The sequence below is a fragment of the Brachyspira hampsonii genome (assembly GCF_002214805.1).
Taxonomy (GTDB): Bacteria; Spirochaetota; Brachyspiria; order Brachyspirales; family Brachyspiraceae; genus Brachyspira; species Brachyspira hampsonii.
Genome location: NZ_CP019914.1, coordinates 2,655,555 through 2,682,049, shown reverse-complemented (window position 1 = coordinate 2,682,049; position 26,495 = coordinate 2,655,555). Strand labels below are relative to the sequence as shown.

Annotated in this window: 23 protein-coding genes; 8 read left to right on the top strand and 15 right to left on the bottom strand. The window is 27.7% G+C overall.

From position 1 onward, the window contains the following. The first annotated feature begins 87 nt into the window (after nucleotides 1–87). The 3 genes from BHAMNSH16_RS11765 to BHAMNSH16_RS11755 all read left to right on the top strand — a co-directional run bounded on the left by BHAMNSH16_RS11765 (nucleotide 88) and on the right by BHAMNSH16_RS11755 (nucleotide 4,853). The gene (locus BHAMNSH16_RS11765) at nucleotides 88–1,761 is read left to right on the top strand and encodes an ankyrin repeat domain-containing protein (RefSeq protein ID WP_008729773.1); all 1,674 of its coding nucleotides are present in this window, start codon (nucleotides 88–90) and stop codon (nucleotides 1,759–1,761) included. A gap of 104 nt (nucleotides 1,762–1,865) precedes the next feature. Next, entirely contained in the window at nucleotides 1,866–2,771 is a 906-nt protein-coding gene (locus BHAMNSH16_RS11760) for an Rpn family recombination-promoting nuclease/putative transposase (RefSeq protein WP_069731892.1), read from the top strand. A gap of 132 nt (nucleotides 2,772–2,903) precedes the next feature. Next, entirely contained in the window at nucleotides 2,904–4,853 is a 1,950-nt protein-coding gene (locus BHAMNSH16_RS11755; protein ID WP_069731887.1) for a lysozyme inhibitor LprI family protein, read from the top strand. A 74-nt stretch (nucleotides 4,854–4,927) separates the two neighbouring features. Here the strand turns inward: BHAMNSH16_RS11755 and BHAMNSH16_RS11750 are convergent, their stop codons facing one another. The 10 genes from BHAMNSH16_RS11750 to BHAMNSH16_RS11705 form a co-directional block, all read right to left on the bottom strand. After that, a complete protein-coding gene (locus tag BHAMNSH16_RS11750) occupies nucleotides 4,928–5,353 on the bottom strand; it encodes a helix-turn-helix domain-containing protein (RefSeq protein ID WP_008730552.1) in 426 nt (141 codons plus the stop codon). Between the two features lie 2 nt (nucleotides 5,354–5,355). Continuing rightward, nucleotides 5,356–6,057, bottom strand: coding sequence for a JAB domain-containing protein (locus tag BHAMNSH16_RS11745; protein ID WP_008730550.1), 702 nt, complete (start codon nucleotides 6,055–6,057; stop codon nucleotides 5,356–5,358). A gap of 149 nt (nucleotides 6,058–6,206) precedes the next feature. After that, complete coding sequence (locus BHAMNSH16_RS11740; protein ID WP_008730547.1) at nucleotides 6,207–7,724, bottom strand: hypothetical protein; 1,518 nt, start codon at nucleotides 7,722–7,724, stop codon at nucleotides 6,207–6,209. 199 nt (nucleotides 7,725–7,923) lie between these two features. Beyond that, nucleotides 7,924–10,422 carry a ferrous iron transport protein B gene (gene feoB, locus BHAMNSH16_RS11735; RefSeq protein WP_069731888.1) on the bottom strand — a complete coding sequence of 833 codons (2,499 nt, stop codon included), beginning with the start codon at nucleotides 10,420–10,422 and terminating at the stop codon, nucleotides 7,924–7,926. 138 nt (nucleotides 10,423–10,560) lie between these two features. Further along, entirely contained in the window at nucleotides 10,561–11,418 is an 858-nt protein-coding gene (locus tag BHAMNSH16_RS11730; RefSeq protein ID WP_069731889.1) for a DMT family transporter, read from the bottom strand. Between the two features lie 158 nt (nucleotides 11,419–11,576). Further along, nucleotides 11,577–11,837, bottom strand: coding sequence for a YkgJ family cysteine cluster protein (locus BHAMNSH16_RS11725; RefSeq protein WP_008730562.1), 261 nt, complete (start codon nucleotides 11,835–11,837; stop codon nucleotides 11,577–11,579). Continuing rightward, entirely contained in the window at nucleotides 11,837–12,823 is a 987-nt protein-coding gene (locus tag BHAMNSH16_RS11720) for a hypothetical protein (protein WP_008730564.1), read from the bottom strand. The genes BHAMNSH16_RS11725 and BHAMNSH16_RS11720 overlap by 1 nt, the downstream gene beginning before the upstream one ends. Before the next feature lie 20 nt (nucleotides 12,824–12,843). Further along, nucleotides 12,844–13,377: a hypothetical protein gene (locus BHAMNSH16_RS11715; protein WP_008730567.1), complete on the bottom strand. Its 534-nt coding sequence runs from the start codon at nucleotides 13,375–13,377 to the stop codon at nucleotides 12,844–12,846. A 2-nt stretch (nucleotides 13,378–13,379) separates the two neighbouring features. After that, entirely contained in the window at nucleotides 13,380–13,847 is a 468-nt protein-coding gene (locus BHAMNSH16_RS11710; protein ID WP_008730569.1) for a tellurite resistance TerB family protein, read from the bottom strand. A gap of 26 nt (nucleotides 13,848–13,873) precedes the next feature. Further along, nucleotides 13,874–15,403 carry a hypothetical protein gene (locus tag BHAMNSH16_RS11705; protein WP_008730571.1) on the bottom strand — a complete coding sequence of 510 codons (1,530 nt, stop codon included), beginning with the start codon at nucleotides 15,401–15,403 and terminating at the stop codon, nucleotides 13,874–13,876. 322 nt (nucleotides 15,404–15,725) lie between these two features. Between BHAMNSH16_RS11705 and BHAMNSH16_RS11700 the strand changes: the two genes are divergently transcribed. Beyond that, the gene (locus BHAMNSH16_RS11700; RefSeq protein WP_008730572.1) at nucleotides 15,726–16,853 is read left to right on the top strand and encodes an ABC transporter ATP-binding protein; all 1,128 of its coding nucleotides are present in this window, start codon (nucleotides 15,726–15,728) and stop codon (nucleotides 16,851–16,853) included. A gap of 102 nt (nucleotides 16,854–16,955) precedes the next feature. Here BHAMNSH16_RS11700 and BHAMNSH16_RS11695 read toward each other — a convergent pair whose 3' ends face one another. Then, on the bottom strand, nucleotides 16,956–18,446 hold the full coding sequence (locus BHAMNSH16_RS11695; protein ID WP_069731890.1) for a VWA domain-containing protein: 1,491 nt from the start codon (nucleotides 18,444–18,446) through the stop codon (nucleotides 16,956–16,958). 1 nt (nucleotide 18,447) lies between these two features. Further along, the gene (locus BHAMNSH16_RS11690) at nucleotides 18,448–20,175 is read right to left on the bottom strand and encodes an AAA family ATPase (protein ID WP_069731891.1); all 1,728 of its coding nucleotides are present in this window, start codon (nucleotides 20,173–20,175) and stop codon (nucleotides 18,448–18,450) included. A gap of 202 nt (nucleotides 20,176–20,377) precedes the next feature. Here BHAMNSH16_RS11690 and BHAMNSH16_RS11685 point away from each other — a divergent pair, with 202 nt between their 5' ends. From BHAMNSH16_RS11685 to pgsA, 4 genes are read left to right on the top strand one after another with little or no spacing between them, the layout of a single operon-like run. Further along, the gene (locus BHAMNSH16_RS11685) at nucleotides 20,378–21,325 is read left to right on the top strand and encodes an ABC transporter ATP-binding protein (RefSeq protein ID WP_008731160.1); all 948 of its coding nucleotides are present in this window, start codon (nucleotides 20,378–20,380) and stop codon (nucleotides 21,323–21,325) included. After that, nucleotides 21,326–22,051, top strand: coding sequence for an ABC-2 transporter permease (locus tag BHAMNSH16_RS11680; protein WP_008731159.1), 726 nt, complete (start codon nucleotides 21,326–21,328; stop codon nucleotides 22,049–22,051). Between the two features lie 43 nt (nucleotides 22,052–22,094). Then, nucleotides 22,095–23,111 carry a DUF4340 domain-containing protein gene (locus BHAMNSH16_RS11675; RefSeq protein ID WP_008731156.1) on the top strand — a complete coding sequence of 339 codons (1,017 nt, stop codon included), beginning with the start codon at nucleotides 22,095–22,097 and terminating at the stop codon, nucleotides 23,109–23,111. 37 nt (nucleotides 23,112–23,148) lie between these two features. Beyond that, nucleotides 23,149–23,703, top strand: a complete 555-nt coding sequence (gene pgsA / locus BHAMNSH16_RS11670) for a CDP-diacylglycerol--glycerol-3-phosphate 3-phosphatidyltransferase (RefSeq protein WP_008731154.1) — start codon at nucleotides 23,149–23,151, stop codon at nucleotides 23,701–23,703. Nucleotides 23,704–23,755: 52 nt separating this feature from the next. On the opposite strand, the gene BHAMNSH16_RS11665 is transcribed toward pgsA, so the two are convergent. The 3 genes from BHAMNSH16_RS11665 to prfB all read right to left on the bottom strand — a co-directional run bounded on the left by BHAMNSH16_RS11665 (nucleotide 23,756) and on the right by prfB (nucleotide 26,257). Then, nucleotides 23,756–24,328 (bottom strand): hypothetical protein, encoded by a 573-nt coding sequence (locus BHAMNSH16_RS11665; protein ID WP_008731152.1) that lies wholly within the window; start codon nucleotides 24,326–24,328, stop codon nucleotides 23,756–23,758. Between the two features lie 127 nt (nucleotides 24,329–24,455). Further along, nucleotides 24,456–25,025 carry a hypothetical protein gene (locus BHAMNSH16_RS11660; protein ID WP_008731150.1) on the bottom strand — a complete coding sequence of 190 codons (570 nt, stop codon included), beginning with the start codon at nucleotides 25,023–25,025 and terminating at the stop codon, nucleotides 24,456–24,458. Between the two features lie 127 nt (nucleotides 25,026–25,152). Beyond that, nucleotides 25,153–26,257 (bottom strand): peptide chain release factor 2 gene (prfB, locus tag BHAMNSH16_RS11655; RefSeq protein ID WP_206193851.1). Its coding sequence is split into 2 segments (ribosomal slippage): nucleotides 25,153–26,184 and nucleotides 26,186–26,257, totalling 1,104 coding nucleotides; the frame shifts between segments, so codons are not numbered across the junction. Between the last annotated feature and the right edge of the window lie 238 nt (nucleotides 26,258–26,495).

Here is a 26,495-nt window from a genome sequence, read left to right as displayed (position 1 = left end):
TTTTTATTGTTAAAAATATTTTCTAATTGAAATTTTAGTTATTTTAATTTATTATAAAAAATAACAATACATACAGAGGGTAAAAATATGAAAAATATTATTCATATAATTATAATATTTATTTTAATGATTTCTATAATTTCATGCGGAAGCGGTAATAAAAAAACAGAACAAACAGAAAATATTCAAACTAATCAAACAGAAACTAATAAAGTATATGTTAATCCTATAACTACAAATGAAAATCATAACACAGATATTGATATTAATAAAACTAAATATACTAATGAATATATTCAAGGTACAGAGTTAGATCCTATACCTACAGGATATAGTAAAATAGATGAAATACTTAATCAATATAAATATAAAGCACCAATATATGAAATATCAAAATTATTAGCAGAGGAAGGACTAGAAGGAAAAATTACTGAAATGACAAATTTTGGTGATAAATACATATATAAAGATTCTACTCCTTTGTTTTTGGCAGTACAATTCGGATACAATGATTTGGCAAAAGAGCTTATAAAAGAAGGGGCTGATGTTAATGCCAGAGCAAGCGATATGGAAACAGAAGATGGTATTGATATGCTTTATTATGCTGTTAGAAATAATAATGTTGAAATGAGTAAAATTTTAATTGATAAAGGACTTGATGCAGGAAGAGATTATGGTTATGAATATTCTTATTATTTAACAGATGCAGCGATAAACAATAATAATCTTGATATGCTTAAAATACTTGTACAAAGCGGAGATATTGATTTAAAATCAAGCTTAATTCCTGATGCCATAGAAGAAAATAATATAGAAATGGTTAAATATTTAATATCTATAGGACAAGATGTAAATGCTCAAATATTTGCAGATGGAGATTGGATTAACTCTCCTATGAAAGTAGCAGCTCAAAATGGCAATATAGAAATAGCTAAGCTTTTAATTGATAAAGGAGCTAATTTAAACTCAAGTGATGATTATATATATAATGCAATAGATTATGGTAATTATGATATAGCTAAATTATTAATAGATAATGATGTTTTTAATCTTAATACTAATACAACTAGAGAAGAAGCTATAGAATTAGCAAAGAAGAAAAAATATTATGAAATGGAAAAATTATTATCAAGCGAAGATTCAAATAATATAGACGGATATGATGAATTAATGAATGCTGTATCTAAAGGCGATATGAAAGCATTAGAAAAACTTATAAAAGATGATACTGATTTGAATAAACAATATGATAATATTACACCTCTTGGCTTAGCTGCTGCTAGAAATGATAAAGAAATGGTTAAATTTTTAGCAGAGAAAGGTGCTGATATAAATTTAGAAGACGGATACGGATATACTCCTTTAATGAAAGCAATAGATTATTATAATGTGGGTTTAGCTAAAAATATTATTGATTTAAGGCCTGATTTAAATGCTATATGTTCAGCAACAGGAGATACTCCTTTAACATATTTGGTAAATGCCAACAAGTACGGCGGCGGAGCAGATCTTTGTTATTATATGATAAAAAATGGTGCTGATATAAATAAAAAGAACAAGGAAGGAAATACTCCATTAATGATTGCTGCGGCAAGTTATAGTTATGGTATTGTGGGAGTTCTTGCCAATATGGGGGCTGATTATAATATTAAAAACAAAGAAGGACAAACAGCCATTGATATTGCTTCAGCTAGAAATGATAAATCAGCACTTCATCATTTAACTAATCCAAGAGATTTAGAAAGTTATCTTAGTTACTAATAAATACTAAAAAAGTGTATGCATTATATATGTATGCACTTTTTATTATATATAATAATTTTAATAAACTTTACTTTTATAATTATTTTTTGTATAATAATATTATGAAAGATTTTAATAAGTTAAAGCAAATATTAAATGAACCTATTACAATAAATAATTTAAATAGAATTAATGATTATTTTGTACGCTATTTATTTTCGCATGATGGCAATGAAAATATAGCTTTAAATTTCATTAATGCCGTATTTAAAGATTTAAACTTTGAAACTTTTAATAAAATAGAAATACTTAATCCTTTTAATATATCAGAAAACTATGATGAAAAAGAATCAATAGTCGATATAAAAGCTACTACAGAAACAGGTATCACTGTTTTAATAGAGATACAATCAAGAGGAAATGAAGATTTTATAAAAAGAGCTTTATACTATTGGGCTTATAATTATAGTTCTAGTTTAAATAGAGGTTCTTTTTATGATGGATTAAAACCTACTGTAAGTATTAATATTACAAACTTTATACTTACAGATGAAGATAAAGTGCATAGCTGTTATGTTTTAAAAGAATTAAACAATAATAAAATTCTAACAGATCATTGTCAATTGCATTTCCTTGAACTTCCTAAATTCAATTTAAAAGATATTTCTGCAATAGAAAGTTTAGATAATATACATAAAGAATTCATTTCTTGGATAAAATTTTTTAAGGGGGAAGACATGTCTATTTTAATGAAAGAAAATACTATATTTGAAGAGGTAGAAAAAAAATGCCTCACTTTTGTTAATGATAGTCCAGTAATGGATAAATATAAAAAACGAGAAGTAGATACATATTTCTTTAATAAGAGTATGGAGTTAGATATAAAGAAGGCTAAAGAAGAAGGTATTAAAGAAGGTATTAAAGAAAATCAAATATTAACAGCTAAAAATATGAAAAAAGAAAATATAGATATTAATATTATAAGTAAAATAACAGGATTAAGTATACAAGAAATAGAAAATCTATAATAAATATAAAAGTTACAATAAAAAAGTGCCTGCATTATATATGTATGCACTTTTTTTGTTAAAAATATTTTTTGATTGCAATTTCAATCATTTTAATTTATGATACATAAAAATACTTATGGACGGTTTAGCATGAAAAAACTTATTTCTATAATTGCAGCATTTATTTTTATGATTGCTATAATTTCCTGCGGCGGCGGTAATAAAGAAGCAAATCAAACATCACAAAATACAAATGCTCAATCTCAAAATATTCAAACTAATACTTCAGCTAATCAAAGTAAACAAACAGATAATCAAAAAGAATTCTTTGATATGAAATATGTTTATAAAGGTGTTAGAGTAGATAAAGCTAAATTTGATGAAGAGCTTAAAAATACAAGAGAAAATAATGAATATGCAAAAAGAAATTTTGATTTTCTTAATAGGAAATTTGCAAATGATGATGAAAGAAAAAAATATTCTATAGAGTTTATATCAAATGTTAATTATGATCCATTTAGTGAAACTTTCAGCAGTTGGGATAGATATAATGAAGATCTTACAGATTATTATGCTGATGAATATTTATATGTAGAACAGAATTTAGCATTAAAAAAGGCAAGAGAAGAATTATTAAAATTAAATAAAAAAGATGCTGATGTTTATTTAGCTTTGTTCTTGTCGCATTTTGCTTGCGATTCGCTTTATTATTTTGAAGAAGAAAAAAAGTATTTAACAGAATGGAAAAAAGCAGGCGGCACTAACATATCTATGATGATATCAAAGTATGATGATGATGACGCTTACAGTGGTAAAATGAAATTAGTTGATTATATAATAGAAGCCCCTGATTCTTTAAGGGCAGAAAAATTAGTTGCTGATGCTTATAACAATGGTTTCGTTAGATATATTACAAAAAATACTGGATATATAGATTTATTTAATGAAAATAATTATTCTTTAAGTTCAATTGAATTGGAAGGTACAGCTCATGTAGCTTCAGTAAATATAGTACCAGAAATAGTCAATACAAATATAATAAATAAATATTTAAAAACTTATGTTACAAACAGACTTAGCGATGATAAATTATATTTTGATGATGCGGAGTATTTTAGAAATTATTACGGAATTGATTTTATGGAGTATTATGATGGATGGAATGGACTTAGTTTTCTTGAGTTTAAGAAAAATACATTTTTAATTGAATCAAGAGTAAATATGCATTATTATAATCCTGAGTTTATGAATGAGCATATATATGCTTCATTTGAAGAGATAAAAACTTACAATTTCAGACTTGGAGATATAGACAAAGTAGAATCCGCTGAAATTAATTCAATTTCTACAAATGATTTGAAAGATTATACTAAAGGCTCTAAATTTATAAGTTTCGGTAAATTTAATGAAGAAAAATATTTGGAGTATATAGATGAAACAATGGGTTGGCGTATATATTTTCCATCTTTCTTTTTATGCGACATCAATAATGACGGCAAAGAAGAATTAATGCTTTCAGGAGATTATGATTATGGCGGAGGAAGAGGCGGTACAGTGAATTTTACTTTGCTTTTGAAAGAGAATTTGGAAGTAGATTTTGATTCAGAAATAGGACAGCTTATTAATAATAAAGATTTTCAAGATTTAAACTGTATTCAAAAAATATATACCGAAGATGGTAAGAATAAAATATTTTTATTAGATACAAATTATAATAAAGCATTTGATATATTCATTGATAATAATGAAATAAAGAATTCAGATTATTTTGATTATATTACATATACTTATCAGCCTAAATTGGAATGGAAAGGAAGTATACTTTACGGAGTACCTGAAGGGGCTTTAAAAACTGATGCCAGCTTTGACATGTCTAAAGCAGAAAATGCATCCGACAAAGCCATAGTGTCCGACAGAACTTTGAGAATGGCTGATAAATTAATAAGCGATGCATATTTTGCTAAAAAATCAACTTTGGATAAACAAGGTCAGGAAGAGTTATTGGAGCAAAGAAGGGCAGAAATAAAAACTATTCAGGAAGCGAAAGGTGACATTAAAGCGATAGAAGCTGAAATGCTTAAGATTTTAAATTTACAATAAGTAAGTCAATCCCTTATATTTTAATATTTAATTATATTAATAATATAAGGGATTAATTTAAATATATAAAAAATTTAATCTATGATATTTTTCAAATCCTTTATTATAGTATCTATATTAGATAACTGCAAAACTGAATAATTTTTAAGCTTATTTGCTATATACAAAAGTTTCTTAGTTTTTTCTATATGATCATAACTAAATAGTATAGCTATAGGTACATTTAAAGCTATTGCTATTTTATTCAAATTTGTTATTGATATATTTCTCTTGCCCACCTCAACACTTTGAAGATATTTAGCCGATATTCCAGACATTTCTGCTATTTCAGATATAGTCTTAGTCTGTGATTTTCTTATAGCTCTTATATTATTTCCAACAGAAGATATAAGCTCATCATCTTCCCTAAATATCTCTTTGTTATTATTATTATTGTTCTCTTCCTTATTATCACTAAGTATATTATTATAAAAAGGTTTCTTTAAATTAGTTGTAAGCATATTCAAACCTCCGCATTATGTTTGTATTTGTCAAACATACCATCTTCCCTAAAACTATAAAAAGAATTACCAGCAACTATAATATGATCTATCATTTTTATTTCTACCATTAGAAATGCCTGATATAAAACCTTTGTAATTTCAATATCCTCTTTTGACGGTTTGGATACACCCGACGGGTGATTATGCGATATTATAACATAACTAGCTCCTAGTGATAATGACTTTTCTACCAAATCTCTAGGATATATAGTAGCAGAATCTATTGTTCCTCTGAATATATGCTCCATAGATATGAATCTTTTATTCACATCTAAACAAATAATAGAAAAAGTTTCAAATTTCAATTTTCCTAATTTTATAATTAGATAATTAATTAAATCTTTTTTCTTTAAATGAGGAGAAGCTATTTTTAAACTGCTAAGTAAATAATATTCCAAAATAGAAGGAATACTTTTTATCAAATTAATCTTTTTTGAATTAAGACCTTTAACCTTTGACAGTTCTTCTGCTGAAGCATTAACTATATTATGCAGATTGTAGAAATTATAATAAAGTTTTTCTACTATGCTATTTGCCTTTTCCAAAGATATCCCATTTGATATAATTGAAGCTAATATTTGCTTTTCATTGACAATATCTGCATTAGTATTTTCTAGGGCATTACTAAATTTTGTATTATCATTATAAAAATCATTATACATACGCATTTCCTTAATAAATTATAGTATAGCCCTAGTTAAACAAATTCTTTTTAAAAAATAAGCCATTTATTAAAGAAAATAAACAGTATATATTTAACTTTTATAACTTTTTTAAAAAAATTACCATTATTATAAAAAATTTATACAATTCAATAGGATAATGTATATATTAATTTTATTCTTCCGCTCGCTTCAGCACCATTATTTTCGCCAATACCCGCATCTTCTATTACAGCATAAAAAACTTTAGTTTCGCCTTTTTTCAAAGTAAAACCTTGAGTATATTCTATAATTTTTGCACTATTAGCTCCGGTTATATCCTTGAAAATAAAAGCATCTTGGGCACTGTTATAAGTAAAATTAATACTTGGAGAATCATAATCTGTTATAACAGTTTCAGTTCCAATAGATATGCCTTTTCTATCATACATAGAAACTTTAGAATCTAAAGATATACTAATACTATTTTTATCTTTATCTTCATACTGTATATCGAGAGTATAAACAGTAGAAAGAATGCTTTTAGTTTCTCCAATATTTACTTTAAATAGAGAATCAAAAAACAAGCTAGGCTTATCTTTTGAAACTATAGTATTTAAAGTTTTTGTACCATTGATAGTATTAGCTATTCTCATATAATAACTAAAACCTGCATAATTTAAATATTCATCGTTTCCAGTAGTTCTATCATAAAAACTATTAGCACTGATATTTTCTATTTCTACATTCTCAACTTTCAAAGCTATTTTATTTTTCTCAACAGTTTTTATAGGCATATAAGGAGATCTTCCAGGACTTCCATTACTAGCAATATTTCTTGATAAATCTATTTTACCGCCTTCTACAATAGGAGCATAACTATTATCATTTGCTATAGACGAAGTACACCAAGGATATATCTCTATAGTTCCGTCAGAATGAACTATTCCTACAGGATCATATTCGTAAAAATAAGTAAAACCATCAACAGCAAATTTTACCTGACTATTTAAATTAGCACTGTCGGCACTAGCCTCCCAGCCTAATTCAACAGCCCCCCATTCTATAGGAGCTGGAATACCAAATATAGTTTTCCATTTTGTAGGAACTGCAAATGCAAATACAAGTTTTGAGTAACTGTCTATTGCTATTAAATAATTATCTGTATCAAGTCCGGCACTTCCTGTAAATCTATAAAACCAAAATCTTTGTAATCTATCACTTTTATTGTATGCACTTGAAGAACTAAATGTAGGATTCATATTCTTATACATATAGTATTTTACTTTACTTACTGTAAAACCTGCTGCTTTTGTATTAGTTCCGTCATAATAATATTCATTTCTCAAAGGATCATTTATCTTCCAAGTATCATCTTTTATAAGCATATATGTAGGCTCATTCTTTAATCCGAAAGAAGCAGCTATAACATAATCATTGTCAAGATCAAGAGTAAATCCCCTATAATTAGGGTCATTCCAAGCCTTTGATACAGCATCATAAACAAAAGGATCCTCATCGGCACTTAAAATACTTTCTCCACCAATATCAGGTTCTGCTGTATCACTAGTACTATTATTTCTTGACATTTCCTGATAATAATATCTAGGATTAAAACGGCTATTACATGTATTAAATAATATTAAAATAAAAATAATTGATAATATAACAAATAAAGTCCTTTTCATAAAAAAATCTCATAAATAATATTCTCTTAATAATTATACTAGTAAAATAAATTAAGTAAACAATATTTTTATTGATTATTCTACTATTATTATTAATTTAATATAAAAAATGCCCAAGACCTTGATTAAACAAAGCCTTGAGCAAAACACTATATTAAAAAACTATCTTATTGTCAAACTATATTATACCTAATATAAGCTATATAATACCTGCAATTCTTCCGGCAATCTGATAGAAAGCAAAACTTACTATCCAAGCAACTGACAAGGTATAAATTACTAAGAAAGGAATCCATTTATTACCAATCTCTGTCCCTATGACCCCAATTGCAGCAAAACAAGGAAAATAAAGCAGTACAAAAAGCAGTAATGTATATGCTACTACAGGATTAAATACCGGATCATTCTGTAATGATTCTGTAAGTACAGCCTCATCTCCGTCTTCTATAGATTTAATCTGTGCTATAGTAGAAACTAGTACCTCTTTGGCAGCCCCGCCTGCAACAAGTCCGATACCTATTCTCCAATCAAAACCTAAAGGCTTTAATACTGGCTCTATAAATGTACCTATTTTTCCTGCATAACTATTTCTTAAACCTTCAGAAGCGACTAATCTGTCATATTCAGCAGTAATAACCTCTTCATCATTAGCATCTAATCCATGACTAATAGCCAATGATTTAGCCTCCTGCATAAGTCTTGCATTATCTTCATCTGTAGGACTGTACTGAGGGAATGTCATTAAAGCCCATATTATAACAGAAGCACCAAATACATAAGTACCGGCTTTTTTAATATACATCCAGCCTCTGTCAAACATATGTCTTAATACAGCTTTAGCTCTTGGTATTCTATATGGAGGAAGTTCCATTACGAAAGGAGTTTCCTCTCCTTTGAAAAATGCTTTTCTAAATATAAATGCCATTATAAAAGCCATCAATACACCAATCATATATATACTGAACATTACAGAAGCAGCCATTTTGGGAGCAAAGAAAGCACCAATAAATAATATATAAACAGGAAGTCTCGCACCGCAGCTCATAAATGTAGTAATCAATATAGTTACTACCCTATCCTTTTTACTTCTTAATGTTCTAGCCGCCATAACTGCGGGAATTGTACATCCGAAACCTAAAAAAAGCGGTATAAATGACTGACCATGCAAACCTAATTTATGCATTATTTTATCCATTAGAAAAGCAGCCCTAGCCATATAACCGCAGTCTTCCAAAAATGAAATCCCTGTGAATAATATCAATACTAATGGAAGGAAAGATAATACCGCACCAACTCCGCCTATAACACCATCAACAATAACCGACTGTATCAAACTGCCTTCAGGAAGCAAACTGCCTACAAAACCAGATAATGCCCCTATTCCAGCTTCAAGCCAGCTCTGAGGATAAGCTCCTACTGTGAATGTTACTTTAAATATAAGCCATAATACAACTAAGAATATTGGAAGTCCAAGCCATTTATTTAAAAATATTACATCAGCAGCCTCTGTAAAATTAAATGCCTGTATATTATCCTTATGAACCGCCTCCTGCAAAGCTCCTCTTATATATGAATATCTTTTGTCAGCCATTATAGAATCTGTTTTGGCATTCATAGAAGTTTCTAATTTAATTATTTCCTTATTTAAAACTTCTATTACCTCTCCGCCGTTATTGCATTCTCTTCTTATAGAATGAATAGCTCTTTCGTCTTTTTCTAAAGTTTTAATAGCAAGCCATCTTTTATGAATCTCGCTTATATCACCATGCATAGTATCTACAATATTTTTTATAGAGTTTTCTACTTCTTCGCCATATCTTATAGCAGAATCTCTATGAAGCTTATTTCCAGAAGTATGCATCTGCTCTATTTTCTCTAATATTCTAACAACGCTTTCATATTTATTTCCATGAACTTTCATAACAGGAAATTTGAAAAGCTCGCTCAAATTATTTTCATCTATATGAACACCATTTTTTTCAGCATGCTCATACATATTTAGAACGCATACTATAGGAATGCCTAATTCTACAAGCTGCAATGTAAGATAAAGATTCCTCTCCAAATTTGTAGAATCTATAACATTTATTATAAAATCAGGTTTTTCATTAAGTAAAACATCGCATGCAACTACCTCATCTTGAGAATAAGCACTCAAACTATAAACACCCGGTAAATCAATTAAATCATAAGTATAGCCATTATAAAGCATATTAGCCTGTCTTTTTTCTACCGTTACACCGGGATAATTAGCAACTTTATAATTAGCACCAGTTAAAGCATTGAATATAGTTGTTTTTCCAGAATTTGGATTTCCTGCTAAAGCTATCTTAAATTTAGTATTATTAGAAGGAACTTTTATTTTCTTTTCTATATCGCTTTTACTTTCTATTAAAGAATCATCTAAATCTTTAAGCTCTTTATGTTCCTTATGTTCTATAGGCTTTAATACTCTTTCTTTTTTTATCTCAACATCTGATTTAGCAACTTCTATCCCATTAGCTTCAGATTTCCTAAGAGAAATTTCATAGTCCATAATATGAACTTGTATAGGATCTCCTAAAGGTGCTTTTCTAACAACCCAGCCTTTTGCTCCCGGAGTAAATCCCATTTCTATAATTCTTTGTCTAATCTCACCGTCAGTGGCTACTTTATCAACAACGAAACCTTCTTCAATATCTAATTCTGTTAATTTCATATTTTCTCCTTTTTTCAAAAACAGAAAATTAATACACGCTTACAAATTGTTTGTATATTCTAACATTGAAAATAAAATTGTCAATAGAGAAAATATATTTTTGTTATTTTATTACACAAAAAAATAAAAAATTATTAATTATTTTTTACTTCCTATCACCATACTTATAGTAGAAAGTATTATTAAAACAGATCCTATGATAATATTAACTGTCAGCTCTTCTTTATATATAAAAATAGAAGCGATAACTGTAGTAGTCGGTTCAAACATATTAAGTATTGATGCAAGAGAAGAGCCTAATTTTTTAACTCCGTAAAGTAAAAGTCCAAGAGAAAATATTGTACATACTAAAGATATTACAGCAAAATTTCCAAACACATATAAATTATTAAGTACCTGCAAAGAACCTGTAAACATTCCCGCTATAAAAAAAGATACAGACACAAATAATGACATATAAAAAAGCGAAACTATAGTATCAACTTCAGAAAAACTGCATCTCTTATTAGCTACTATGTAAGAACCATAAGTTACAGTAGTTATTAAGGCATATATTACTCCCAAAAATGATTCTACTTCTACAACCTGAGTAAGCATTACTATTCCTACAACGGCAAATACTATAGAAAGAATTTTTAATATGTTAGCATTTTCTTTAAATATAAATATCATTACAAGCAGAACTATAACAGGATATCCGAAATGTATCATATTGCTTAAACCTGCAGATATATATAATAATGATTTAGATAAAAAGAAAAATGTAAGTCCAAGACCTGTAATGCTAAATATTAATAATTCTATAAACTGTCTTTTTGTTATTTTAAAACTTTTCTTTGAAACTATTATAATTATAAATAAAAAAATTGCTGTAAGAAAATATCTATAAAAAACTATTGAAAGCGATGAATAATTATGTGCTATAATATTTTTAACAAAAATCGGCAAAAATCCATAAGCAATAGATCCTATTATAACTAGTAAAACATTTAACATTGAAATCCTCTGCAATTAAAAAATTTAGAATAAAATATTGTAATATTGTTTAAAATTTATGAAATAAAAGAAATTATTAATGCATATATTAACCCTAAAACTAATTATGATTAGTAATCATATATAATATTTTTAATAAATCAATATAAATAACTGCATTATTTTTTATAATTTTTCTTTAACTGAATACATACTTGATAATTTAATTTATAGAACTCTTCTTTGGAATAAATATTAGAATATTTTCTTTGATACATAATATCTACATTACAAATTTCCGGTCTGCTTTCATATATAGAACATTTATTATCATCTGTTAAATATATGCATTGACCATTGCCATTATCATATTTTTGAAGCTGCGGTACATGTTCAATATTTTTACAACATATACCGCAGCAATCGCAATCAAATTTCATTATAATTTACAATTTTCTAATAATTTTGTAGACTCTTCACTAATAGAACCATTATCTGTTAATATAGGAGTATCCAAAATAGCTTTAATAGTTTGAGTTAATTTTATATTGCTTGCCACAACTTTTTTAGCTTCTTCACTATAAGAACTGTAGTTAGTACCTTGTTGATTAATAACTTCTTCCAAATTATCAATAGCCTCACTATATAATGAATCCACTCTTATAAGAAGTCTTTCAAACATTTGAGTTCTTCTTCTTATAAAATTAGTTGATACTCTTAATGTTTCAAGTTCTTCTGAAATTTTATTTGCTTCAGCCAAATTGGAATATGCATCATCAAGTTTTTTAGAAGAAGCACCTAAAGTAACAAATCCCATAATAGCAAGAGCAGGTCCGGCTACAAGTCCTCCTAAAACGGCCATACCGCCCGCCATACCAAAACCGCCTGCTGCTAAAGATCCGCCGCCTAAAAATGCCAAAGTAGCATTAGTAGCTGCAACCCCAGATAAACTAGCAATAGCAGTACCTGTAGATGCAGCGGCAAAAGTCATAGTAGCACTATAGGCTCCAAAAGCAGCCAAAGCACCAGCTCCAACTCCTCCTATTCCACCAGCAAGCATAGATGTTACCTGTAAAGAACATTCTTTTAATTCTTCAAAATATGCTTTATCAAATTTCAATTTATTTATCTCATTAATACCCACAGAATCTGATATATCTACATTTTTTAATTTTTCAAAAGCTTCAATAAATCTTTTTATAGATACATCAAATACATATATTTTTTCTCTTCCTAAAGCTTCTAATGAATAATATGTAGCTTGTCTTGCTTTATCCAAATTATCTTTTGCTGTATCTATAGTTGAATTAGCCAAAGAATTAATGTCATTGGCTTCACTATTATTCATCAAGCCTTTTACACCTGCTCCAACGCCTGCAGCAGCACTGCCTATTGCTATAGCTCCTAAAATAAATGGTATCGGCATATTATCACTCCTTTTTTAAATTAACCTATTTCTACTAAATCTCTTATACTTTTATACACACTTGCATTAGCATATACAAGATTATCAATTTCTTTTGAAATCATATCGATAATTCCAAGTTTGTTTCTTAAATATTTAAAATAAGAATTAAATTTATTATCAGTAGATGCTGTAATAGTTAATAGTTCAAAATATATAATTTTTTTTACTACATTATCATCTATATCTTCTAAATATCTCGAATATCTTTTCCAAACTTTTTTTACAACAATTCTCTCTTTAAAATCATAATCATTATCTCTTACTACTTCAGATATATACTCTTCTAATTCATCAATAAAAGATAATAATTCTGATATATAATAATCGTTTAAATTTGATATTTCTGCTATAGATTTTTTAATATTAAAAGATAATACAGAATCTATATCATCTCCATTAAAATAATCATAATCTTGCAAAGTAAAATAATTATTATGTATTTTTGAAATAACATATAATTGTGCTATGAATGATTTTTTTATTTCACCATCTTCAATATAACTTAAGTACATGATTATATCCTTTCATTAAAAATAAATTCATTTGTTCTTTCATTCAAAACTAATACAGTATTAATCATATCTTTCATCTCTTCTACGATAGAATTATCCACTTTACATTTTTTAGCCACGGCATTAACAACTTCTCTTTCATAATCATCATATTGCTTATTACATAAAGCACATGATATTATTTCAAAAAGAAACTTTTTAGCTTCTTCTTGCCTATAATCAGGATCAAAATTATTATCAATAATTTTTTTAAAACGGACTATTACTTTTTCTTTTTCAACTCCAAGTATTTTAGTTAAAGTTGATTCAGGACAAGTCTTTCCAAGCATTTCCAAATATATTAAATCTATTTGTCTTCTCTCATCTTCATCTATCTCGCCATCTATAGCCATAAATGCGGCTAAACTTCTTGCCAATTTCTTTTTTTCATCTTCATCGTATATACTTTCGCATAATTCAGATAAAAACATATAATCTCCTTAATACTTTATTATGTTTAAATTGTCAAGGCATCATCACTATTCATAAAATCATCTATTTCTCTAAATGAATTGAATTGTGATTTTTTGCCAAGTTTATTTATTATTTTATTATTACCTTCTATAAATGAATCTATATCTCCAAGTTCTAATGCTGTATGCATTTGATTTAGAGCATCATTAAAAACAGTAATATGATCTATTAAATATTCGGATATAAGTTCTTCTAATCTTTCTCTGTATTCTCTGATCATTTTTATTGCCTCAGCACATTCAGCTTCTATTCTTAATCTTCTTTCATGAGCAAGTTTGGCTTCTTTAAAAACATTTAAAACTTCTTTATAATAAGCACTGCTGAAAGCATATCCAACCATACTTCCAATTAAAGCTCCTACAATAGGCACAGGAATTGCAGCTTGAAATGCAACAGCAAACATGCTTGATGACATCATACAAACACCTTTTTCACCAAGTTCTTCAAAGCACTGAACTCCGTCTATTTCTCCGCTGAAATATTTTTTAAAAGTTGTTCCTACTTCCAAAGTTGTGCTAACTATCATAGCAGGCATAGAAGTTTTTGATACATTTTGAAGCATAGTATTTTTGGAATTCTGCATAGCTCCTTTTATAACACTTCCTGTGAAACCTGTAGTATAACTTAATGCTGCTGCTTTACCTGTATCAAGAGCAACATCCATTATAGCCTCTTCTGGCTCTTTATCTCCTTTAAAACAGGCTACGCAATTTCTTATTATAGATATGCCTCCTCCAATGGCAGCCCCCATTTTTGCCTGTTCTAAACCAGCCCTATGCCCTAGTTTTGCAATGTCCTTTGCTGTGGAAAGTTCTGGATTTAACCTAGCCTCCATAGCTTCATCACTAGATAATTCACTTTTTCTAACATTTTTACTTATTTTTTCGTATTTTTTAGCCTCTTCAATTTTTTTTTCGGCTATGTCTAATTTTCCATCTTGTTTTAATCTTTCAGCCTGTTCATAGCATGATTTAGCTTTTGCTTCTGCTTCTATTTTTATACCTGCATACTGTTCTGAAGGTACATCTATAGGAACATCATTATCTAAATACTTCTGATAGTCTTTTGAAGCTAATTTTTGCAGAGCTTCGCTAGAATTCTTTCCTACAAATTTCATTTGGGATTGTTCTATAATATTGCCATGCTCATCATAAGTAACATGATCATATAATTGATCATTAACTCTTCCCACATCGTCTGTTCTTACTACTCTCTCGCCATTTTTATTTATAATATTTTCAGCATTTTTTCTAGCTGCATGTTTTACTTCAGCAGAAAAACCAGCCTGTTGTTTTAAATTAGAATATTTATTTTCAGGTTTCACTTTATATTGAGAAATCTCTTTTAATCCTTTAGTTAATTGTTTACCAGCTTCGTTATCAGCACCGCTATAGGCAACAAAATGCTCTTTTACAGCAGAACCATATCTATCAACTACTTCAGAAGCAGCATTCCCTAAAACAATATTATCAAAAGACTTTTTTTCTTTTTTATCTTTTTTCATATATGACATATATACTCCTCTAACTGCAGTATATACAATATTAATACAAAGTCAATAAAATAACATATAAAATATAAACATATAAAATAAAAATACAAAATTAAGTCATTTTAACATTAATTAGCAAAATTAAATTAAAAAATTATCAAATGAGTATTTATTTGGCATTAATTAAAAAAATAAAATTTTTCCATATTTATAATTTCATATTAATGGCAATTTATTGAATATGCTTTATACTATAGATTAATATAACTAAAAAATATAATTATCATTAGACTTTTAGTTAATTACATATTCTAGCTGTTAGATTATAAAAAAGGAGATTACAATGAGTGTATCCATATCTATTGCAAATGCTGTAAAAAGTTATGAAAATCTTACAATAATACCTGATCTTTCATTAAATATAAAAAACGGAGAATTTTTTACTTTACTTGGACCGTCAGGATGCGGAAAAACAACTCTTTTGCGTATGATTGCCGGATTTAATACAATAGAAGGTGGAACAATAAAATTTGATGAAGATGTAATCAATAATATTCCGGCTCATAAAAGAAATATCGGTATGGTATTTCAAAACTATGCAATATTTCCTCATATGACTGTCAGAGAAAATGTTGAATACGGATTAAAACTAAGAAAAGAAAATAAAGAAACTATGAAGAAAAAAGTAGATGAAATACTTCATGTGGTGAAAATAGAAGAATATCAGCACAGACTTCCTGAAATATTATCAGGCGGACAGCAGCAGAGAGTAGCTTTAGCAAGAGCAATAGTCATAACTCCAAATGTTTTACTTATGGATGAACCTCTTTCTAATTTAGACGCCAAATTAAGAATAGAAATGAGAAGTGCAATAAAAGATATACAAAGACAAATAGGCATAACAACTATTTATGTTACCCATGATCAGGAAGAAGCACTTGCTATATCTGACAGAATAGCTGTGATGAAAAACGGTGTTATACAGCAGGTGGGAAGTCCTATAAATATTTATACAAGACCTTATAATGTATTTGTTGCCACTTTTATAGGTCATTCAAATTTATTCTATGCCAGCATAAAAAAAGAAGGAAATGATACATATATTTTATTCAGATGCGGATACAAATTGAAGATGAATAACTTATTAGATGTTAAAGACAATGATGAAGTTGTTGTAGGTATAAGACCTGAAGAATTTTTTATTAATTCTGAAAATGAAGAAGGTATGAAAGCTAAAATTTTAGCTAAAACTTTTCTTGGAAAATATACTAATTATTTGCTGCATTTCAATAATGATGAAATTATTCCTAATCAGACAGGTATAGAATATTCTCAAGATTCATCATACGCAGAAAGAATGTATGAAAAAGATGAAATAATAATTTTAAAACCTAATGCTAATAAAATTAATGTATTTAAACCTGATATGGAAAAAAGCCTTATAAAAGGGGTTAAAAAATATGAGATTTAAAAAATGATTATGTATTGTAAAATATAGTACTGCTTTTAAGTATTGCTTAGTTTTAATGAGTAAAATAATATGATTTTTTATTTTATTAAAATTAAATGCATGTTAATTTCTAAATATACTTGAATACATATCGCCCGTAATCTCTTTAACAGAACCTCTTGAAGAATCATAACACCAATTATAATCAAATATGCTATTTTTTACATTAAAGAGAGGAGTACTTCCTATTATAAGAGAATAAAATCTATTTTCATTTTTCCTTTGTTCATTTACTAATTTATAATCATCATCAGTAAAACCATTAAATACAAAGTCAGAGATAAAAATTAAATCAGATTTTTTATAATTCTCAGTATTCATAGTTTTTATGGCATGCCTCAATGCAGGCACAGCATCAGTTCCTCCATCAAAACTTAATCTTAAAAACTCAATCAAATTATCCATAGTATTAGGATATGTTAAATCCATAGTTTCTATTTTAGTACTAAAATTTATAAGATAACAATTTCTTTTCTGTTTCATCGCACGAGTAGCCAAATATAATGTAACAGCTTTTGAAACAGTTTCTGGAACTCCGCTCATAGAACCGCTTGTATCAACACATATTATAATAGGACCTTTTTTATCATCTTCTTTAGCAGTCATTTCCTCTTCTATATCTTTTTCATAAAATGAATCAACATATCCTTCTTTTTTGAAAGTTAAAAGCCTGTTTTCAAAATATTTAACTCCAAATAAAGTTTCAAGTACACCTTCAGCTAAAAGTAGTTTTTCCTGAGGAAGTATATTATGTATATCCCTAGAATAAGTTATTCCAACAATCTCTTCCTGAGAGTTAGTATCTATTTTTTTAGTTTTAAAAGTTTCTTTTCTTAGAACTTTCTCTATTTTTATGCTTTCCTCTGCTTTCATAAATCTGCCTAGCATATCGCAAAGTTCTTTTATACTTTTATGATTTTTCAGAAATTTTGCTAGTTTTTTTATATAATTTATATCTCTTTTTGCAATTTTTCCAAGACTCAAATCAAAAAGCTCACCTGTTTCATCTCCTAATGATTCTTTAATTTCTTTTATATCTTTTAAATATTCAAGCAGATTTTTAGTATCTTTAAAAAACTCTTTTCTCCTTTCATCTATTTTATCCAAAGCCCATTTAGTATATTCTCTGTCTAAAGAATTTTTCCAATCATTCAAAACTGCTTTTTCTAAAGCATTATAATCAGTATTAATGTTATTATATTTCGAATTTTCTTTATGTTTATTTTTTATATCATTTAATTTTTTATTATAAAAATTATCATCAGCATCTTTATCAAAATTTTTATAATTATTTATATCATTTAAAATACGGTTTTCATCAGCACCATTATTTTTAAAAGAAGAATATGCATTATTATATTTATCATATTCATTTTTTAAAGGATTATTAGATGAAAATTCTTTATTCAAATTTTCATTATAATCATTTATTTTTTTATCAAGTTCCTTTGAAAACTCTTCATCTTCAAGTAATTCACCGTACTGAGAGAATTCAGTATATAATTGATTTTTAATATCATCTTTTTTAAATAAAAAACTTAATATATCCAACATATTATTTCAAAGACTCTCTAATCTTTTCAAGTTCTATAACCCTAGACTTTAATTCAGATATATTTTCATTGTATATTTCAGCCATTAAAAAATTATTTTCATCGCTTAAAAATACAGAATATATATTATTAATATTATTTTTTAAATAATTTTCATAATCATTAACAAAATTATTGATATTATCTATTAACTTGCTGCACTCTTTTTTAAATTTCGGATTATTTACTGAGGCAAAATTATTAGATGTATAATTAGCAAAATTTTTATTTTTAATAGGCAAACTGCATATAGTTTCATCTGCTTCATTTCCATTTTCATCTTTAATTTTTATAAAATCAGTAATTATATTTTTTGGCAAATTATTAAATGAATTATTCAAATTATTAGACATTGCAGATACTGCTTCAGAAACTGCATTTAATGCATATCCAAAAGAAGAACCCATATTCACAGATTTAAAATTATTTTGCTGTGCTAAAAAAATATTTTTTATTTTTAATTTTTTATCAGAATTTAAATAATAACATTCAGTAAATAAGATTTTTTTACCGCTTGAATTACATGCTTTAAAACTAGAATTACTTCCAATATTCAATTTATTTAAAGGAACATATAAATTTTTATATGAACTAGAAGGTTTATTTGATAATCTAAATTTAACAGGTAATTCTACAAACTTTTCTCCATTTATCAATACTGTTTCAAATTCTGAATTATCATCATTCGAATTATTACTAATATTATTTGAAGAAATTTGATATTTATTTTTCATATCTTCAATTTCTTTATTGAAATTATTAATATTTGAAGATGAAAAGTTTTTTATTGATTTTAATACCATTTTTTTAACTGCCTCAATATTTTCTTCAAGCGTCCATATACAATGAGTTATTAAAAAACAGTCTATAGGCATAACGGTATTTCTATCAGAGAAAAATGCAGCCGCTTTTAATATATAAACAATATTTTTCCATCTTCTGTCTGAAATATATATAGCTTCATTATTGCCTTTGTTGTATTCATCTATCTCATTTTTAATATAACATATTATATTAATAGCTTCATCAGATACTGATACATTATCTATATCTTTATTAAATTTTAACCAATCTTTAGTAGATATTTTTTCCTCTTCTTTTAAGCAAGCATCAAAAGAAACATCTTTATCAGATATTAACTTTACAAAATTATCAACATCTTTAGCAGTATCAACAAACAAACGCATTATAAATCTGTCATACATTGCCTCAAGTCCCTGACCTTTAGGAGGAGTCTCATTGCTTGCTGAAACTAATGCCTTTAATGGCACTTTCTCTTCCGCACTTCCGTTTCTATACACTTTTTCATTTATTATAGTTAATAATGTATTTAATATTGCAGGACTGCTTTTCCAAATTTCATCTAAAAATACAAAATCGGCTTTAGGTAAATAACCTTCAGTTTGTCTTTCAAATTTATCTTCTTTTAATTTTGATAAGCTCACAGGTCCGAATACATCTTCAGGAGTTGTAAACCTATTCATAAGCTGCCCGAAATATTTTGAATCTTTAAAAGCTGAAGCTATCCTTCGTACTATCAAACTTTTAGCAGTGCCAGGAGGACCGTATAAAAATACTGATTTTCCAGCCAAAGCACATAAAAAAGTTAAGGCAATAACTTCATCTTTTTCATATAACCCTTCAGAAAGTTTTTTTAATATATAATTTATTTTTTCTTTATTTAATTTCATATTATATTATCTTAATAATTACTTATTAAGTATAATAACATATATATTAATCATTAACAAGTATAAAAATATATTTTTAGATTTTATAATTGTTTTTTTACTTTATATATATTATAATGTTTTTCTACTTATATATTTTTAGATTTTAAATAATAATTTAACAAAAATTATTTTATAAATTACAAAATTATAAAGGAATAAAATGATATCAGTAGAGAATTTAAACAAATACTATGGTGATTTTCATGCTTTAAAAGGCGTAAGTTTTGAAATAAAATCAGGAGAAATAGTCGGAATACTAGGACCTAACGGAGCAGGAAAATCTACTACTTTAAGAATACTAACATGCTACCTTTCGCCTACTAGCGGAAATGCAATTATTGACGGAAAAAGCATATTAAATAATGAAAGAGAAGTAAAAAAAGTTATTGGATACTTGCCAGAATCAGCACCGCTTTATGATGATATGAGTGTATTTGATTATCTAGTTTATATGGCAGAAATTCAGGAGCTTGAAAGAAGCAGATTAAGTGAAAGACTTAAATATGTTGTAGAAGCATGCAGCCTTAAAGATGTTATATCTAAATCAATAGGTGAACTTTCAAAAGGTTATAAACAGAGAGTTGGTATTGCAGGAGCTATAATACATGATCCTAAAATACTTATATTAGATGAGCCTACAAACGGACTTGACCCAAATCAAATAGTAGAAATCAGAGAACTTATAAAAGAATTGGGTAAAGAAAAAACTGTACTTATATCTACACATATATTAAGCGAAGTTGAGGCTACTTGTTCTAGGGCTATTATTATTAATCAGGGTAATGTTATAGCAGATGCCGATCCTAAACATTTAACTCTAAATAACAGCAAAGAAAATAAAATATCTTCAAGAATAAAGTTATCTGTTAAAACTAATGATGATAATAATAAAATAATAGAAAAACTAAAAAAAATAGAAAATGTTTATGATGTTAAAGCAGAAGATAACAGAGAGCTAAAAGATATTACAATATACTCTAATGATGAAGAGCCTAGAGAAAAAATTTATTCTTTTATAAAAAGTACAGATTGGATAATATATGAAATGTTTAGAGAAAGAGAAAATTTAGAAGAAGTATTCCATACATTAACAAAAGGAGATAAATAAGTGCAGTCAATAAGTTATACTATAAATAAATCTAATGTTATATTAAAAAAAGAATTAAGACATATTTTCTTTTCGCCAACAGCATATATATTTTCAGCAATATTTTTAATTGTAAGCGGAGTATATTTCTTCTCAAGATTTTTTATACTTCAGCAGAATGATATGCAGGATTTTTTCAGTATTCTGCCTTTAATATTATCGCTTATAATTCCGCCTATCACTATGGGATTACTATCAAGTGAGTTTTCAAGCGGTTCATATGAGCTTATAAGCACTCAGTCAGTTTCTGCTTTGGAAATTATACTAGGAAAATTCTTTTCAGCAGTGATATTTATGCTTTTTGCTTTAATACCTACTATACTCTACCCTATTACATTAAGTTTTTTAGGAAGATTAGATATTGGACCTGTTATTGCAGGATATATAGGAAGCGTATTTCTTATTATGGCTTTATGTGCTATAGGCATATTCGCATCTTCTACTACAAAAAATCAAATAGTAGCTTTAATTGTAGGGCTTGCAATTATGATATCTTTGAATATGTTTTTAAGATATTTAACTTTGCTTTTCCCTGCTTCTGTTAATTTTATAGAGGTAATAAGCGGAGATTATCATTTCGCTAATATATCAAGAGGAGTATTAGATTTAAGAGATATTATATACTTTCTATCAGTTACAGTAATATTCCTATACTTAGCAAATATTATGCTTGAAAACAGAAAATAATTTACGATATTAAAAGAAATTATAAACTTATAGGATAAATAAAATGAACAAAAATGTTACAAAAATTATAGTTTTACTTATAGCATTGGCGGTAATAAGTGTTGCTGCATTTCTAACAACTAAAAAAAGCCGCGAAAAAATGGAGGCTAATAAACCTAGAAAACAGCTTTTTGAACTTAATGAAACTAATGTTACTAAATACGAATTAAAATATAGTGAAGAACCAATTATCGTAGAAAAAATAGATGAAACTTGGAAAGTTGTATCTCCTTCTAATAATTATAAAATAGATCAGTTAGAGGCATTTGCAAATGTTAAAAACTTTAATACTTTGAATATAGATACTACAATAACAAATCTTGCTGAATTAGATTCATTCGGTTTAGAAAATCCAAGCAATGAATTTACTGTTTGGGAAGGAAATAAGGAATATAAAGTATTTGTTGGAAATAAAACTGCTGATGAAGAAAAATATTATGTTAAATATAATGATGAATATTTCAGCGTGGAGCTTATTTATATAGAAGCATTAAAGAAAACTATTGATATGCTAAGAGATAAGCAAATATTTGACAAAACTATTTATATTGATTCTGTAGTAAAAACAGAGAGCAATATAAGAGATTATACAAATACCATCATAAAAGAAAATAGAACTAATTGGGTTGTTGACGGAGTAGACGAAGAAATTAATTTAAATAAGGCATACAGAGATTTTGAAGCATTATCTTTAGTTAAAGCTATAGGTTTTGTATATGATGAGAATATGCTTAAATATTTAAATAGGTTATTTAGAATACCTGATGCAACTATTACCATATATATGGAAGACAATACTAAAACTCAATATCAATTAGTATATGATAATAATGATAACAGAGTATATGTCAAACCTAAAAGCGGTATAATATATGAAGTGGACTATAATATATATTCGGCTGCTATGCGTGACAGAAGTTATTATATAAAAACTGAAGATGATGAAAAAGAAATGAATGATGAAAATAATCCTTATATGGAAGAAGACGGCATGAGATTAGATGAAAATTTGCAGCAATAAATTAATAAAATTTAATATATTTTTAAGGAAGTAATTTATGAAACAGCAAATACCTAATTTACTAAGCATTAGCAGAATAGTTTTGTCCCCTCTTGTTATATTTCTGTACTTTTACAATTCTATGATAAGTGCGGTATTAGCATTGATATTTCTCATTATATTAGAAATAACAGATGCTTTAGACGGTGCTATGGCTAGAAAATTTAATCTTGTTAGTGATTTAGGAAAAGTGCTTGATCCTTTTGCTGATACTGTATTTCATATAACTATGTTTACAATATTTCTTTATGAAGGTTCTATGCCTATATGGATGTATATAATATCACTTTATAGAGATATGTTTTCAATGTTTATAAGAATTTTAGGCGGATTAAGAGGTTTTGCTGTTGCTGCTAAATTCAGCGGCAAACTTAAAACTGCATCAAGAGCTGCTGCTGTAGTGATAATATTCCTAATAAAAATATTAAAACATACAGAAATATCTCTTCCTTATGATCAAATAACATACTACAGTTTATTAGTTGTTACAATAATAACAATATATTCATTCTTTGATTATATGCCTTTAATAACAGGAAAATCAAATAAATAAATATATATAGGGCTATTCTTATATTATTTGAGAATAGCCTTTTATATTTTAATTAAAACCAATATCTAAATCCGAAATCTCCTGAGAATCTGAAGAATTTAGCAAAAGTCCAACCTGTATGACTAGGATACCAGCCAAAAGTTCCGAAACCATCACTTCCTATAGAGATTACATTAAGACCGGGAGAAATCTGCAAAAATATTTCCCAATCTCTATCAACTATAAAAGAAACACCTAAAGGAAGCCTAAAACCCAATCCTAAATTCCAATAATTATTTCCAAACTCTGCAACAGCCTCAGCTCCGGGTCCGAAATAAAGCCAAGCATCAGAATCACCTGCTTTTCCTATTCTATATTTTAATGCCCACCAATCAGCATTAGCACTAAGTCCAAACCAAGACCAGCCCTTACTCGATATTCCTATATTTAATATACCGCTGAACATCAATGGGAAATTATCAATTTTTCCGGTTACGCCTAAAGAAGCCTGACTTGGAAAACTAAATCTCAAAAAAAATCCTGCCGCAGCACCATTGGGATAATCAGCATACAGCTTAGATGATACAGACAAACAAGAAATAAAAATAAAAAAACATCCGCTATAAATTATTACTCTTTTTAACATATAAACAAAACCTAATTATTTACTTTATATAAATATAAAAAATAATATAAAAAAGTGAAAAATTATAATAAAAATAAAAAGCCCCGCTATAAAATAACGGAGCTGTAAACATTCTAAATTAATAATATTAGAACCAATATCTAAATCCGAATTGGAATGTCAAATGTAAGAAATGTTCAAGATAGAAACGGTTTTCATCACCAAAATGCAATCCAAGTAAAGAGAAACCATTACCGTCAGCATGTATCACATTTACAACAGGAGCAGGTTCTAAGAATATTTCCCATTGTTGTTTAATCAAGAATGAAAAACCTATAGGCATTCTTAATCCGGCATTAATAGCCCATATACCATGAGAGCCGAAAGCAAAATCAGCAGCAAGTCCCGGTCCTAAATAGAAATGAACATCAGAAGCACCAGCCTGTCCTAAAGGTATTTTTAATCCCCACCAATCCATAGTAAGTCCTACACCAAAATACTGATAGCGGCTATCAAAAATATTAGCTACAGCTTGAACGCCAAACATCAAAGGTACACCGTCAAATTGACCTACTAATGTTAAACCTTGATTAGGATATCCAAAAAATAAAGAAGCTCCTATAGCAGCTCCGTCTGAATAAGCAGCTTCAGCTTTCTTAGGCACAGCAGCAACTAAAACAGCTATCATAAGAGATACAAGTGTAATCTTTTTTAACATAATATTCTCCATTCATTATTTATTTTTACAATATACTATTTATATACAAAAATGTCAATAAGTAACATAATATACCATCTATTATATAATAATAAAAAAAGTATATATTTTAAGGTTTAGCATCATTTTATTTTTTTATTTGCTGTTTAAGATACGCAGATATGAATTCATCTATATTTCCGTCCATTACAGAGTTCATATTTCCGCTTTCACATCCTGTTCTTAAATCTTTTACCATTTGATAAGGTTGGAAAACATAACTTCTTATCTGATTGCCCCAAGCTATATCAGTTTTCTCACCTGCTATTTTTTGTTTCTCTTTATCTAATTTTTCTTTTTCTAATTGATAAAGTTTAGCTTTAAGCATTTTCATAGCCATATCTTTATTATTATGCTGACTTCTTTCTGCCTGACATTGAACAACTGTATTAGTCGGTATATGAGTTATTCTAATAGCTGATGAAGTTTTATTAACATGCTGTCCGCCTGCTCCGGAAGCTCTGTAAGTATCTATTCTTAAATCAGCAGGATTTATTTCAACTTCAATATCTTCATCTATATCCGGCATAACACTAACCGCAACAAATGAAGTATGCCTTTTAGCATTAGCATCAAAAGGAGATATTCTTACAAGTCTATGAACACCTATCTCTGAACGCAAATATCCATAAGCATAAAGCCCCTGAACATAAAAACTTATTTGCTTTATGCCAGCTTCATCTCCGGGAAGTTCATCTGTTGTTTCAACTGTAAACCCATGTCTTTCACAGAATCTCACATACATTCTTGAAAGCATAGAAGCCCAATCGCAGCTCTCTGTACCGCCGGCACCGGCATTCAAAGTTAAATATGCATTCTTACTGTCAAATTCACCCGAAAATAAATTTTTGGTTTCTAATTCATCAAAAACTTTCTGCAATTCTAAGCATTCAGTTTCTAATTCTTTTTCCATTTCAGTATCATTTGACTCTATAGCCATCTCTACTAATTCGTATATATTATTAGAATTCTTTATCAAATTTTCAACAGGCTCTATTTTATCAAGAAGAAGCATTCTCTCCTTCATAAGTTTCTGAGCTGATATATTATCATTCCAAAAATCATCTTTAGAAGATATTTCATCTATCTCTTTAACCCTTTTATAAATAGAATCCGGGTCAAAGATACCCCCTTAATACTTCAGATTGCTCTTTAATATTAGATACTATACTTTTAATTTCTGATAATGTCATAAAATGTCCTACTATTGTTACGATATAAACTCGCTGAAAATAGATTATAACTTCAGTTATAATCTGCTCATTTATATCTCGGCTATTGTTTACGATATAAACTCGCTGAAAATAGATTGCAACTAAAGTTATAATCTGCTCGTTTATATCTCGGCTATTGTTTACGATATAAACTCGCTGAAAATAGATTATAACTTCAGTTATAATCTGCTCATTTATATCTCGGCTATTGTTTACG